The organism is Sporosarcina ureae DSM 2281, assembly GCF_000425545.1.
In the GTDB taxonomy this organism is placed as follows: Bacteria; Bacillota; Bacilli; order Bacillales_A; family Planococcaceae; genus Sporosarcina; species Sporosarcina ureae.
Genome location: NZ_AUDQ01000006.1, coordinates 96,787 through 110,950, shown reverse-complemented (window position 1 = coordinate 110,950; position 14,164 = coordinate 96,787). Strand labels below are relative to the sequence as shown.

The 14,164-nt window shown below is 41.9% G+C and carries 15 protein-coding genes; 5 read left to right on the top strand and 10 right to left on the bottom strand.

Annotation, left to right across the window (positions count from 1 at the left end):
* Nucleotides 1-10: 10 nt before the first annotated feature.
* Entirely contained in the window at nt 11-2,278 is a 2,268-nt protein-coding gene (gene secDF, locus H605_RS0107865) for a protein translocase subunit SecDF (RefSeq protein WP_029053719.1), read from the bottom strand.
* A 130-nt stretch (nt 2,279-2,408) separates the two neighbouring features.
* Complete coding sequence (locus tag H605_RS17570) at nt 2,409-2,720, bottom strand: post-transcriptional regulator (protein WP_037561724.1); 312 nt, start codon at nt 2,718-2,720, stop codon at nt 2,409-2,411.
* Nucleotides 2,721-2,851: 131 nt separating this feature from the next.
* Here H605_RS17570 and H605_RS0107855 point away from each other — a divergent pair, with 131 nt between their 5' ends.
* Nucleotides 2,852-4,369 (top strand): putative polysaccharide biosynthesis protein, encoded by a 1,518-nt coding sequence (locus H605_RS0107855; protein WP_029053718.1) that lies wholly within the window; start codon nt 2,852-2,854, stop codon nt 4,367-4,369.
* Here H605_RS0107855 and H605_RS0107850 read toward each other — a convergent pair.
* From H605_RS0107850 to H605_RS0107820, 7 genes are all read right to left on the bottom strand, one after another.
* Entirely contained in the window at nt 4,366-5,001 is a 636-nt protein-coding gene (locus H605_RS0107850; RefSeq protein ID WP_029053717.1) for a DUF421 domain-containing protein, read from the bottom strand. The genes H605_RS0107855 and H605_RS0107850 overlap by 4 nt on opposite strands.
* A 108-nt stretch (nt 5,002-5,109) precedes the next feature.
* Nucleotides 5,110-5,376, bottom strand: a complete 267-nt coding sequence (gene yajC, locus H605_RS0107845; RefSeq protein ID WP_369802807.1) for a preprotein translocase subunit YajC — start codon at nt 5,374-5,376, stop codon at nt 5,110-5,112.
* Nucleotides 5,377-5,423: 47 nt separating this feature from the next.
* Nucleotides 5,424-6,563: a tRNA guanosine(34) transglycosylase Tgt gene (gene tgt / locus H605_RS0107840; protein ID WP_029053715.1), complete on the bottom strand. Its 1,140-nt coding sequence runs from the start codon at nt 6,561-6,563 to the stop codon at nt 5,424-5,426.
* On the bottom strand, nt 6,564-7,616 hold the full coding sequence (gene queA, locus H605_RS0107835; RefSeq protein WP_029053714.1) for a tRNA preQ1(34) S-adenosylmethionine ribosyltransferase-isomerase QueA: 1,053 nt from the start codon (nt 7,614-7,616) through the stop codon (nt 6,564-6,566).
* 18 nt (nt 7,617-7,634) lie between these two features.
* Nucleotides 7,635-8,633, bottom strand: coding sequence for a Holliday junction branch migration DNA helicase RuvB (gene ruvB, locus H605_RS0107830; protein ID WP_029053713.1), 999 nt, complete (start codon nt 8,631-8,633; stop codon nt 7,635-7,637).
* Between the two features lie 19 nt (nt 8,634-8,652).
* The gene (gene ruvA / locus H605_RS0107825) at nt 8,653-9,258 is read right to left on the bottom strand and encodes a Holliday junction branch migration protein RuvA (protein ID WP_029053712.1); all 606 of its coding nucleotides are present in this window, start codon (nt 9,256-9,258) and stop codon (nt 8,653-8,655) included.
* Between the two features lie 120 nt (nt 9,259-9,378).
* Complete coding sequence (locus H605_RS0107820) at nt 9,379-9,945, bottom strand: NADPH-dependent FMN reductase (protein ID WP_081657883.1); 567 nt, start codon at nt 9,943-9,945, stop codon at nt 9,379-9,381.
* A gap of 134 nt (nt 9,946-10,079) precedes the next feature.
* On the opposite strand from H605_RS0107820, the gene H605_RS0107815 reads away from it, so the two are divergent.
* The gene (locus H605_RS0107815; protein WP_029053710.1) at nt 10,080-10,730 is read left to right on the top strand and encodes a hypothetical protein; all 651 of its coding nucleotides are present in this window, start codon (nt 10,080-10,082) and stop codon (nt 10,728-10,730) included.
* 20 nt (nt 10,731-10,750) lie between these two features.
* Here H605_RS0107815 and H605_RS19215 read toward each other — a convergent pair whose 3' ends face one another.
* Nucleotides 10,751-11,017 carry a hypothetical protein gene (locus H605_RS19215; RefSeq protein ID WP_029053709.1) on the bottom strand — a complete coding sequence of 89 codons (267 nt, stop codon included), beginning with the start codon at nt 11,015-11,017 and terminating at the stop codon, nt 10,751-10,753.
* A 73-nt stretch (nt 11,018-11,090) separates the two neighbouring features.
* Between H605_RS19215 and H605_RS0107805 the strand changes: the two genes are divergently transcribed.
* From H605_RS0107805 to H605_RS0107790, 3 genes are all read left to right on the top strand, one after another.
* On the top strand, nt 11,091-11,819 hold the full coding sequence (locus H605_RS0107805; RefSeq protein WP_029053708.1) for a MerR family transcriptional regulator: 729 nt from the start codon (nt 11,091-11,093) through the stop codon (nt 11,817-11,819).
* Between the two features lie 1,221 nt (nt 11,820-13,040).
* A complete protein-coding gene (gene tatA / locus H605_RS0107795; protein ID WP_029053707.1) occupies nt 13,041-13,244 on the top strand; it encodes a twin-arginine translocase TatA/TatE family subunit in 204 nt (67 codons plus the stop codon).
* A 74-nt stretch (nt 13,245-13,318) separates the two neighbouring features.
* Entirely contained in the window at nt 13,319-14,158 is an 840-nt protein-coding gene (locus H605_RS0107790; RefSeq protein WP_029053706.1) for a gluconate 2-dehydrogenase subunit 3 family protein, read from the top strand.
* Nucleotides 14,159-14,164 lie beyond the last annotated feature (6 nt).

Below are 14,164 nucleotides of genomic sequence, written 5' to 3'. Positions count from 1 at the left end.
TTCAAACGTATTACACAACAGGTTCGTCTGAGCCCCATTGTTTTTTCTCTTTTTCTACTTTCATTCCACCATTCTTCGAAATTTGCTTTCTCTTTAGATCGAACCAAAGTTGAGCAGAGATGAAGATGGATGAATACGTACCTGCCAGCAAACCAATCAATAGAGCGACGGAGAACGGTCGAATTGATTCTGCACCGAGTGCCATCAATGCCACTACGACGAAGATGACTGTCAGAACCGTGTTAACCGAACGGCCAAGTGTCTGTCGCAATGATTTATTGACGATCGCTGCCAACTCGTCGTCAGTACTAATATGCTTCGAGCGATTCAAGTTTTCACGTATTCTGTCGAAGGTGACGATCGTATCGTTGATAGAATAACCGATAATCGTCAGTACCGCCGCAATGAATGTGATATCTACTTCAAGTCGCAAAATACTGAAGATCGCAATCATGAAGAACGCGTCATGCAGTAAACCGATAATTGCCGCTAGACCCATGCGCCATTCGAAACGGAACGCTACGTAGATGATGATACCTAGAGCAGCAATTGCTAGTGCAGAAATAGCATTGCGTACGAGCTCTTTCCCTACCGTATTGGAAACCGTTGAAACGTTTGGTTCCGCGCCATATTCTTCAGACAACTCTTTTTTGATTTTATTGACTTCTTCTTGTCCGAAGTCTTCTTTATATCGTGCAACCGCAATGTTCTTATCATCACCTGAAATGACAACGTCGGACGTTGGGTGGCCGATCTCTTCCAGAAGTTTCGTTACTTCCGTTTCATCGAGCTGTTGTTCAGCAAGCATTTCCACACGTGTACCGCCTGAGAAGTCGATTCCCAAGTTGAGCTTAAAGACACCGAGCATAATGGCCCCGACGAGCAATAAGACGATAGAAAGAGTATAGAAACGTTTTCTCGAATGCACGAAATCAAAACGGTCAAATTTCGTCGTAAGATCAAGTGTTTCATAGCCTTCATCCGCTGAATGCACTTGTTTCTTGTTCAGTCCAAACCAGCTAACTTTATTGTCGAGGTATCCACTGTGAACGAGTAGTCCAAGCAATAGACGAGATCCCCAAACAGCTGTTAGGAAACTAACCAAAATACTAATAATGAGCATGGTCGCGAAACCTTTAACAGAGCTTGTACCATAAATGAACAATACGACTGCTGCAAGGAGTGTCGTGACGTTCGCGTCGAGGATTGCGGTGAACGAAGACTTCGCTCCGGCCGTAAAGGATGTTTTAACCGATTTACCGACACGTAATTCTTCTTTGATCCGCTCATAGGTGATGATATTGGCATCGACTGCCATACCGACCCCGAGCATTAATGCCGCGATACCAGGTAGTGTCAACACACCGTTGATTAATGTGAACACTAGCAAAATCAAAAAGATATAAACAGAGAGTGTGACAACTGCGATAAGCCCTGGCAAACGGTAATAGAGTGCCATAAAGATAAAGACTAAGCTAACACCGATAATTCCAGCAAATATCGTTTTATCCAGTGCTTGTTCACCAAATTGCGCACCGACAGAAGTCGAGTAAATTTCCTCTAAATCAACAGGTAAGGCACCTGCGTTCAAAATACCAGCCAGGTTTTTCGTCTCTTCAATAGTGAAGTTACCTGAGATTTCGACGCTTGAAGAGTTGATCGTTTTAGACACATACGGAGCCGAGATAAAAGCAGATTCCGGTTTTGCAGCTTCTTCTTTAAAGGAGTTTTCACCTTCAATGAAGTCCAACCAAATAACGAGCATGTTATCCGGCTTCATTGCTGCAATTTCAGATGTAACTTCTCCAAATTTATTTGGATCTTTCATTTCCAATGTAACAACAGGGTTGTTATTTTCATCGAAATTGGCTTTTGCTTTACCTTCTTTCAAATCATTTCCGTCAAGCATCAATTCATCATTCGCATTACGGAATGATAGATTGGCTTGGGTGGATAATAATTCGCGGGCAGTTTCCTGATCTTCTACCCCGGCAAGCTGAACGCGGATTCGGTTGTTGGATTCGATTTGAATGCTTGGTTCGTTTACACCGAGCACGTCAATACGATTCGTCAATGCACGTGCCGTATCGGCAACCGTTGACTCCGTGATCTTTTGTCCTTCTTTCAATGGCTTCACTTGATACAGAACCTCGAAACCACCCTGTAAGTCAAGGCCTAACTTGACATCTTTTAAAATCGGACTCGTCGTGGAAAATACCGTTGATGCTAAAATAACGATGAGCAGCAAAAACGCGACGATCCTTCCTCTGTTTTTCATATTTCCTTTTCCCCCTCATATACTAGAGCGGCATAGCACCTGTTATGTACTTTCTTCTCTCATTGTACAACATACCAATTATGAAACAGTAGGTTGTCTGTGTCAAATACTTCATGATAGGAATTGCAAATCAATCCGCTTTTTTAGGCGAAAATAACACAGACCATTCTTCTTTACTCAGCTCCAACACGTCTTCACTGTGGCGTTGCGCCTCGGTTTGCGTATGGGTCATGAACTGTGCCGCCGTAATGGTCAATACATCTGAAATCATTTCATAAGAACGCATCGCAGAAACATCTTTTTTTCGCCACTTTTTCTCTACTACATATTTCAGTAAATCTTCCTCCGTAATCTCCGAGTAGCCGTAAAACGTCAATTCTTGCTTTTTACTTTCTAGCGCAGGGAGCAACTGTCTGTATAAGTCTGTCAACTGTTGATCCAATGCCACTTCCCCCCTCGTGTATAGTTCCGGAATAAACTTGATTATATCACATACACTTAACTATATTTGGGTTTTGCCCAAGCATTCTTATTGTATTGGAAAACCTGGCAAATCAGAAGGAGTGGTGTAGGATGTCATCATTTATTCGGGGGACGATCTTTTTGATGGCGGCCGTGTTTTTATCAAAATTACTCGGTTTCGTCTATCGAATTCAATTTATGCGGGTAGCAGGAGAAGAAACAGTCGGGATCTATATGACCGCATACCCGGCATTCATCTTTTTCCTCTCCTTAGTACAGCTTGGTGTACCGATTGCAATCGCGAAGGTAATAGCGGAATTAAAAGCACAAGGCGGCACCGTACAATTGCGACAAGTTATGAGAACCGCCACATTTATCACTATTTTATCCGGCGCAGTTTTCATTCCTGCGTGTATCCTGTTCATTCCTTTTCTAGCTGAGACTTTACTCGGTAATAGCGCAACTTCCACTGCATTATATGTAGCCCTCGCCATCGTACCCATCGCTTCAATCGGTGGGTTAATCAGAGGTTATTTCCAAGGGATTTCACGTATTGAAGAAACCGCATGGGCACAAGTGATTGAGCAAATCTTTCGTATTTTATTGATCACATGGATGTTGCCATACATTCTAGCTCCAGAAGATCCCATGATGAATGCAGCGTATGCGATGGCTGTGACATTCCTCGCTGAAGTCGTGTCGGTACTTTATCTTCTATACAAATACCGTCAGCAACAAAAGAAACATCCGAAGCCACAGAAAAATGAACCGCGCTATCCGATGGAGCCCATTCTTGAGGTGGCACTTCCTTCGTCAGGCAGTCGGCTATTTGGTACTTTCACATGGTTTCTTGAACCCATCATCTTTTTACGCGCACTTTCCATGGCAGGCGTTGGAACGGTAGCGGCCACTTCATTGTATGGTGTCATTTCAGGGGTACTTATTCCGTTATTATTGTTTCCGGCATTCATTCCGTACGCATTATCCGTCGTGCTCGTTCCAGCCGTCAGTGGTGCAGCCGCTTCGAGTAACGTCAAAAAGTTGCAAGAACGCATTCATTTAGCATTGCGTTTATCCGCTTTAACTGGTGCATTTGCGGCTACCGTATTTTATATGCACGGCCAAGAACTCGCAGAGAAGCTGTTCCATATTGTGGAAGGCGGCAGCTATATGACGTTGCTCGCACCCATTTTCTTCTTTTATTATATTCAAAGCCCTCTCTATTCCATTTTGCAGGCAACAGGTGATGCGAAAGCCGGCATGATGAACTCCGTTTACGGAGGGATCGCAAAACTTGCGGTGATGTTCATTTTAGCATCGCAACCAGGTCTTCAAGAAACGGGTGCCGTTCTCGCAATCGGTTTCGGTGTACTCGTGACATCTTTCTTGCATATTGCTACACTCCGCCAAAACAAATCAACCGCTACTGGATTTTCGATGTTCGCGATGACCTATATCGTGTTCTTGCTGACCGTCGTCATTCGTCCGATTTTCATTCCAATCGGTTCGCACCATCTATTTATCGAATGTGCCATTACGTCAGGCGTGCTGTTCGCTTTATTATTGCTGACGAGACAAATCAAAACGCAGGACTTCGTCATGTTACGGAATTTAGTTAAACGCTATTAATTCTTTTTCAATTGGACTCTAATTTCACCTTGTTCATATGAGCAATAAAAAATCGTGCTCAAATCAGTAATATTTTTAGCACGTAACTTTTTTAGCAACCAGTCTTCCGTCTTGCCGATCAATTTTAGATGCTCCGGCTGCATTTCCCCATCGAGCACCAGTCCGACAATTGGATGGTCACCGTCTTTAGTGAATACAGATAAATTTCCGGAAGATTCGAGATACGCAAACGTCACGTTATGAATCGAACCGACTTGATTCTCTCGTAACTGTTGAAACAAGTCATCAAGATTATAACGCTGTTTACGCATTTCATCTTCCTGGATCTCTCCATGTCGAATCATCAGCGTTGGATCACCATCGACTAGATCACGAAACTTCTTATTTTTCAATGAAATCATGGAGGATATATATTGAATGACCAGCAATAGGAGAATAGGAAGAATCCCTTTAAAAATGGGTTTATCGGGAGATTCTACAATCATCGCAGCTACTTCCGCCATAATGATAAAGACAACGATATCTATGACGCCCAGTTCACCGACTTCCCGTTTTCCCATAATTCGTAATATCACAAGAAGAAATATATATAAAAACACCGTACGCAATCCGATAATTAGTAACTCATGCACAGCGAATCTGCCTCCTTCACACTTAGTGTGCCGGCAGATCGTTTTTCTATACGTGACTAAACAAAAAAGCGGAAATCTATGGATATACCAATAGATCACCGCTTTTACTTATGACGCTGTTGCGACTCTGCCTACCGCTTGCTTGTCAAAACGCAAAACTGTAGTATCAGATACACGCAAGAAAATAGACGTTTCATCTACTGCATCCACAGTACCGTGAATACCACCAATTGTTACTACTTCGTCTCCACGCTTTAAACTATTTTGCATCTCTTTCGCTGCTTTCTGTCTCTTCTGAGCAGGACGAATTAGTAAAAACCACATAATAGCCACCATGATGACTAGTGTGAAAATACCACCGTATTGTTCCATCATTATAGATTTTCCCCCTTCCTAAAGCATCAAATTTTATTATACAAGATTTAAAAGTTTTTTGCATTCGGTTTGTTGAAGCCGTATTGCTCAAAAAACTCTTCGCGGAAATCACCGAGGCGATCTTCACGTATAGCCTGACGTACTTGCTCCATTAAATTCAGCAAGAAGTGCAGGTTATGATAGGACGTCAATCGTATGCCAAATGTTTCACCCGCACGAATTAAATGACGAATATAGGCACGACTATAGTTTTTGCACGCATAACAATCACAGTTCGGATCAAGCGGACCAAAATCTCGTTCATACTTCGCATTTTTGACAACTACACGACCTTCACTTGTCATTAACGTACCGTTACGTGCAATCCGTGTCGGCAAGACACAGTCAAACATATCGATACCACGGATTGCACCGTCGATCAATGAGTCTGGAGATCCAACACCCATCAAATAACGCGGCTTATCTTGCGGAAGCAATGGTGTCGTGAAGTCCAACACTTTGTTCATAATATCTTTCGGTTCCCCGACAGACAACCCACCGATTGCATAGCCTGGGAAATCCATCGAGACTAGATCACGCGCACTTTGCTTACGAAGATCTTCATACTCGCCACCTTGTACGATACCGAATAATCCTTGATCTGTTGGACGTCCATGTGATTCGAGGCAACGTTCTGCCCATCGTGACGTACGCTCAACACTTGCTTTCATATATTCATGCGTCGCAGGGAATGGAGGACATTCGTCAAATGCCATCATAATATCCGCTCCAAGATCATTTTGAATCTCCATCGCTTTTTCTGGACTTAAGAACAACTTATCTCCATTAATATGATTACGGAAATGAACGCCTTCTTCTTTAATATCACGGAATTTACTTAAAGAAAACACTTGGAAGCCGCCGGAATCAGTCAAAATGGGACGATCCCAGTTCATGAACTTATGTAATCCACCCGCTTCTTTGACGATTTCATTCCCTGGACGTAACCATAAATGATACGTGTTACTTAAAATAATGCCTGCACCCATTGCCTTCAATTCTTCCGGAGCCATCGTTTTTACCGTAGCTTGTGTTCCGACAGGCATGAAAGCAGGTGTTTCAAATGAACCGTGCGGCGTATGGACAATCCCAAGTCGCGCACCCGTTTGTTTACATGTTTTGATATGTTCGTACGTAATAGCTGCCAATTAACCTCGTTCCTTTCTTGTAGCAGGGCGGATGAACATCGCGTCCCCAAAACTGAAAAAGCGATACTGCTCTTTCACGGCTTCTTCATATGCACGCATGACATGATCGCGTCCGGCAAATGCCGATAACATCATCAATAGCGTGGATTTTGGCAAGTGGAAATTCGTCACTAAACCGTCAATTGCTTTGAACTCATACCCAGGATAAATGAAAATCGAAGTCCAACCACTTGCCGCGACGACTTCACCATTATTCTCTGAAGCGATGGTCTCAAGCGTCCGTGTAGACGTCGTACCGACCGCCACTACATTGCCACCATTAGCTTTTGTCTCGCGAACGAGTGCCGCCGTTTCTTCCGTCATCACATAATATTCCGCATGCATCGTGTGGTCTTCAATTGTATCCACACTAACAGGACGGAATGTACCAAGTCCAACGTGCAACGTAATGAAAGCAATCTGCACGCCTTTTTCACGCAATGCATCCAGGATTTCATCCGTGAAGTGCAAGCCGGCTGTAGGTGCTGCCGCAGACCCACGCTCTTTTGCAAAAACGGTTTGATAGCGCGTCTGATCTTCTAACGTCTCGGTAATATATGGAGGCAACGGCATCTGCCCGAGCTGATCGAGCAACTCATAAAAAATACCATCATAACTAAATTTGAACTCGCGCCCACCTTGTTCACCGAGTGCGGTACATTCAGCCTGCAACAAACCGTCGCCAAACGTCACGATCGTCCCTACTTTTATACGTTTTGAAGGCTTGACCAGCGTTTCCCAGCGATCATCACCTGTTTCTTTTAATAATAACACTTCAATCGTCGCACCGGTTTCTTCTTTCGTCCCGATCAAACGCGCCGGCAATACTTTTGTATCGTTCAACACGAGCAAGTCCCCTGCTTCTAGTTCATCCACTAAATCACGGAAATGCTTATGTGTAACGATACCATTATCTCGTCCCATAACGAGTAAACGGCTCGCTGTGCGATCCAAAAGCGGTGTTTGAGCAATTAAATGTTCCGGTAAATCAAAATCAAAGTCTTCTACTTCCATCATGCTAACTCCTATCTGTCATTCAGGAAGCGGATAGCCGAAATGCTCGTAAGCCTTTTCCGTCGCCATCCGACCTCTTGATGTACGTTGAATAAACCCCATTTGTAATAAATACGGCTCATAGACGTCTTCGATCGTCACCGACTCTTCACCAATACTCGCAGCGAGTGTGTCGATGCCTACTGGACCCCCACGGAACCGTTCGATCATGCTGTGGAGCAACTGATGGTCGATTTGATCGAGTCCATGATGATCCACTTGTAGCATATCGAGTGCTTCTTGTGCAATCGAAAGCGTAATGATACCATTCCCGCGCACTTGTGCATAATCGCGCACTCTTCGCAGTAGACGATTCGCAATACGCGGTGTTCCGCGAGAGCGTTTCGCCAGTTCCACAGCTGCCAACGGATCGATGTCCACGCCAAATAAATTTGCGCTTCGAATGACAATTTCCGTTAATGATTCCACTTCATAATACTCAAGTCTAAGTGGTACACCGAAACGGTCACGTAGCGGTGCAGACAATGCCCCTGCACGCGTCGTCGCGCCAATCAATGTAAACGGCGGCAAATCCAGTCGCACAGAACGCGCAGTCGGACCTTTCCCGACCATAATATCGAGACAGAAATCCTCCATCGCTGGATACAGCACTTCTTCAATCGCACGGTTCAGCCGGTGGATTTCATCGATGAAAAGGACGTCGCCCGGCTCCAATGAAGATACCACTGCCGCCAAGTCACCCGGACGTTCAATAGCAGGACCGCTCGTCATGCGGACATTGACACCCATTTCATTGCCGATCACCGTAGCGAGCGTCGTCTTTCCAAGCCCAGGAGGACCGTATAACAACACATGATCCAAACTTTCTTCCCGCTTTTTTGCCGCCTCGATAAAAATTGATAAATTATCTTTCGCCTGTTGCTGACCAATATATTGCTGCAATAATTGCGGGCGTAACGATTGTTCAAAACTATCATCAAAATCCGTCGCTTCATTCGTCAGTATGCGTTCATCCATTGGAACCACCTCCATCGTATTAGCCTTGTTTCAATAATAATTTTAACGCCAGTCGCATATAGCCTTCTGTATCGAGTTCTTCTTTCTCGAGCTTCGGCTTTACTTTCTTTAGTTCACGGTCAGAATATCCAAGTGCAGTCAACGCAAGCATCGCTTCATCGAGCTCATCACTTTCAGCAAGCGTGAGCAACGTGTCTTCCGAATCCGGTAAATCAATTTCGGTAAACAGGTCGTGAAGTTTGCCTTTTAGATCCAAAATCATTTGACGCGCTGTCTTCTTGCCGACACCTGGAAACTGCACGAGAAACCCTTCATCTTCGCGCTCAATCGCACTCACTACTTGAGATGGCAAGCCGTTCGCAAGAATTGCGAGCGCGCCTTTAGGACCGATTCCCGAAACGGTAATCAGTTTGCGAAACAGTTCACGTTGTTCCAGTGTCTTGAATCCGATCAATAATTGCGTATCTTCACGCACATGTAAATACGTGAACACTTGCTGCACCTCTTCTGTTACGTGGAATGCAAATGGATTTGGTGTCATCACTTGCCAACCAATTCCCGATTGCTCCAGCACTACATATTCAGGTGTCACGCGTGTCACATAGCCTTTTATGTAATCGTACAAAGTATTCTCCCCCTAAAGTATACCTGCTATTATAGCATACGAACGGGTTTTCTAGTTGTTCAACCTCCAGAAACCTACATAAAAAAATGGACACATAAAATTCGTGTCCATTCATCCTACTTATGCTTGAGCAATTGCTTGTTGTTTCTTATGGAATGCGATGAAATTCTGAACGACGGTATCAAGGAATGCGATGGTAGCTTCATCTGTAATATTTCCTTCTTCGTCCATTTTCGTGTGAACAGCACCGATATATACTTCGTTGCCTGGCAATAAGGTAGGTGCTAGTGCTGGGTTAGAAAGAATTTCACGTAAGTGGATCTGCGCTCTCACAGAACCGAACACGCCCATCGACGCCCCTACGATAAAGCCCGTTTTGCCGTGTAATGTAAAGTCGCCGCCACGTGACAACCAATCCAACGCATTTTTCATTGCGCCAGGAATTGAAAAGTTATATTCCGGTGTTGCGAATAAAACGGCATCCGAATCTTTCACGTCATCTTTAAATGCTTGTACGGCTACAGGTGGTTCACTTTCAATATCAATAGAGAACATTTCTAAATCATTGATAAGAACCGGCGTAATATCCAATTCTTCTTTATATCGCTCAGCCATGAAATTTACTAACTTTAAATTGTATGAAGTGGAACTTGTACTTCCAATTACTGCTTTTACTCGAATGGTCATTCTGAAGATCTCCCTTGTGTTTTAATATCTGCAAGACTTATCATAGCGCTTGCTCATTTTTATTTCTAATGATTTGCTCGGTTTTTGAAGCCTTCGTTATTTTGAAAACGTATACATTATTGAGGAGTTCTACTATGCATGCTAAAGGAGGAAGAAACGAAATGCGCACGATGATTTATGCAAGTCTTGCTATGTCGCTATTACTTGTCAGCTGTAATTCTGCAACAGAAAAACTTACCGAAGAAGTAAAGCCACCCGCAGAAACACCTGTCAAAGAAACATCTGAAGAAACGACGACGTTGCCCGACCGTGAATCCACGATGGATGTTGTCGTCTCTGTAGAAGGAGAGGACTCCACTATCACGATGGACCTCGTTGAAGGTCGCGATGCATTGTATTCGATGTACATTGATTCTGACCGTTATATGTTTAAGACCGGTGAAACAAAAGATAAGCTCATGCCGCTTGACGAAATGCCTGAAGGTTATCCTGAGGTGAATATGACATTTCTATACGTCGAAAATCAAACTCCAGAAAGTGTAAAGGAAGATATGGAACAGGAATACAATATGCAGTTTGAGGAAAAATTGATATCTGCACCAGTCAACGCTCTTTCATTGCAAGGTACTTCAGGAGAAGAATCGGATAGTGAAGTCGTGACGATCTACATGATGGAAGTAGACGGAGGTACATTGCTCATTAAGGAGAACTACTTCCTTGAAGCTCAAGAAGGTCATGGGGCACGATTTGAACAGATGTTGGAGACGCTGGAAGTACGTAAATAACTAGTGAAAAACGCATTCACTTATCTAGTGTATTTGACAGCTTGTTCAATTAACCTGGACATGTAATATTTATCAATACATTCTTCACCCATATACATTAAACGCTTTTTTATCCCCTCGATTACATAATTTCTTGTTGTTTCAGTCATGGCAAATAAAAATAGCAAACTTCCGTGAGTAATTTTAACTTCATCTTCCTCTCCTATATATTCTAATTTCGTATATTTTTTTACATCTTCACCTTCGTCATATCGATCTTTTTCAGTAACGCTACAAAGCTTTTTCAAACATTTTTAGAAATGTTATTGACTCTCACGTTACGGGGTACTTTAAAATTACTAGTGAAGGGAGCAAAACAAGATGAAAGTGAAAGAAGTTGCTGATTTAGTAGGAATTAGTGTGCGCACACTACACCATTACGATGAAATCGGATTATTAATTCCCGAAGAAACCACTGATGCTGGGTATCGTATATATTCTGACGAGAATCTCGAGACCTTGCAGCAAATCCTATTTTTTAGAGAGCTCGGCTTCCCTTTAAAGAAAATTAAAGAAATTATTGATAGTCCATCATTTGATCAACAAGAAGCGCTTGAAATGCAACACAGAATGCTTCTAAAAGAAAAGAACCGGCTTGAACAGATGATCGGGACTATCGAAAAAACTATTCAACATTTGAAAGGAGAAATACACATGTCAAATAAAGAAAAATTCACAGGCTTCGACTTTAGCCATAACCCATATGAACAAGAAGCAAGAGAAAAGTGGGGCGATCAAGCAGTGGATGAAGCAAATGAAAAAGCAAAAAACATGACTGCCTTCGATCAGGAAAAATTTAATGAAGTTTTTCGTAGCCTCGCCGCGATTCGCCATCTATCCCCTGACTCCAAAGAGGTTCAAGAAAAAATTACAAAGTGGCATCTTTTCTTAAACGAAATGAGGAATTACTCTCTTGATGCATTCAAGGGATTAGGTCAAATGTACGTAGACGACGAACGTTTCACCAAAAACATTGATCAATTTGGTGAAGGCTTAGCGAAATTTATGTGTACTGCTATGAGCGTCTATGTAGATAGAAATAAAAAGTAATACCACATTACAGGTTATAGCACCATGCTATAGCCTGTACACTATCTTTTTTACAGCTGAATAAGCCTATTTCATTTTTTAAAATTCACAAAATAACATTCCTACTCTCATAAACGACCCGCTCCATGCCTTAGTAACCCCTTACAAAAATCTGTATAACTAAGAGTACAAGTATAATGATTTATCACTTCAAGATTACCTTTGAAAAGACTACGATATCGCAATATGTTGATGTTTGATCCTTTCTAAAACATCAAGATTTAGCGGTTCATCATCATGTATAGATATATTTCGAGAACCAATTAAATTCATTGAGGACTTTGCAAGGTTTTCTCCAATTATACATCCTTCCAACAAGTACTTGAATGCATCACAACTAGCCTTAGGAACGCATAATTTACGTTGACTGACACTATGTCATACTATGTCAATGCTCGCTTCATCTGTCTGTACCCTATCACCCTCCTAAAGATCAGAACTCTCACTCAATACATAAATTCACCATATGCTTGATTGATTGCACTGAACAGCGCTACTGTTCGTTTATTAAAAGGTGCACGAAAAGTGAACTTTATGTGCCGATATTTTTCCTTTTGACCCCGTATAGTGAATGTCCACATATTCTATCCTGTAATAGAATACACTACATCCCCCTCTATAAGTTTATCTACTAATAGGTCACGTTTATTAAATAAACAATATAATATTTTAATTATATTCGCAAAATAAGAAAAGTTTAATCTTTCTAAATACTATATTTTTTCGTTAATCTATTTTTGCAATTCACAGTCATTTGATCTTTTTAATATCTGTTTAAAAATGGAACAATTACTTATTCATCTGTTTCTTCAAAATCGTAGTGAACGATAACTCTATTCGCCATAGATTAGCTTACCATCGAGCAATTTCATTTCATAAACTAACAAAATAAAATTCCATCACACCTCTCTTATTTAAGACTATGCGTTTCCGGTTAGTGATTTGCTAACTGCAAAACTCTAGCTACTTCTACCTCTAAGTATTCGCACTAGATTATTTAGGCAGATTATTTTATTTATTCATATAATGAGTTAACGAAAAAGTTTCGTAAAATTACTTTGCATTTTTTGTCGAATAACACTATCATATATGAGGGCCAAAAACCTATCGACAGATAAGTACATACATAAAGGTCTACTAATACGTTGTATATACACAATTAATGTAAGAGGAGGGAATTATGTGAGTTTAGCGTCTATCGGAGTACCTGGATTAATAATTATATTAGTCATTATTTTAATTTTATTCGGACCGCGAAAATTGCCGGAAATTGGTTCAGCTGTCGGTAAAACACTAGCGGAATTTAAACAGGCAACAAAAGGTATTTTAGAAGAAGACGACAAGAACAAAAAAACGGACGTAGAAAAGTCTGAGTCCATAAAGTAAAGAAACGGTGCGATTCAACTTGCCTTGGCAAAAGTCGCCACATTTCATGACAAATGTGAAGGAGGAACTACACTATGACGAATAATAAAAATTCCAATCAAGATACTCAAGATTTAAGTCGAAGAAAGTTTTTGAAGAGTGGCGGTCTCGTCGCTGGTGGACTTTTAGGAGGCTCTCTCTTTGGTGGTTTACTAACGAGTCAGTTCCAAAAAGGACCAAAGGAAGAAACAGCATCACAGGCAAATAAGCCTGTCTCGTTTGATGCACGTACATTCTTCAGTCGGAATGAAGACTTTGCGTTACTATCTGCTGCAACTGAAAGAATCTATCCAGAGAATAAAAACGGAATGGGTGCAATTGAACTAGGCGTACCGTATTTCATTGACCGCCAATGCGCAAGCAACTGGGGAAAAAACGGGAATGACTACATGCACGGTCCTTTTCCATCGATTGTAAAAACTGACGTATACCAAGAAGAAAAACGTCAAAAAGATGAAGTCATCACTTCGTCTACTGTTGTGAAATTACCGGCTGGTACGGCCAACTATCAAACAAGAATGACGAGAGGTACATTTTTCCTTGAAGGGCTTACTGCAATGGAGAAAACTTCACAAGACAAATTCGGTGAGCGGTTTGTGAACCTAGAACCCGAACAGCAAGATGAAATTTTGACAATGTTTGAAAAAGGTGAAGTGGAGTTCAGTGGTGTAGATTCCTCAGACTTCTTTAACTTGTTGCGTCAAACAACGATCGAAGGCGTCTATGCAGATCCTGTTTACGGTGGAAATCGTAATATGGAAGCTTGGAGAATGAAAGAATACCCCGGACCAATCATGAGCTTTTTAGATAAAATCGAAGAAGAAGAATTTATTGTAATGGAGCCTTCAAGTTTACGTAACTACCAAGGGCTTTAATTGAGG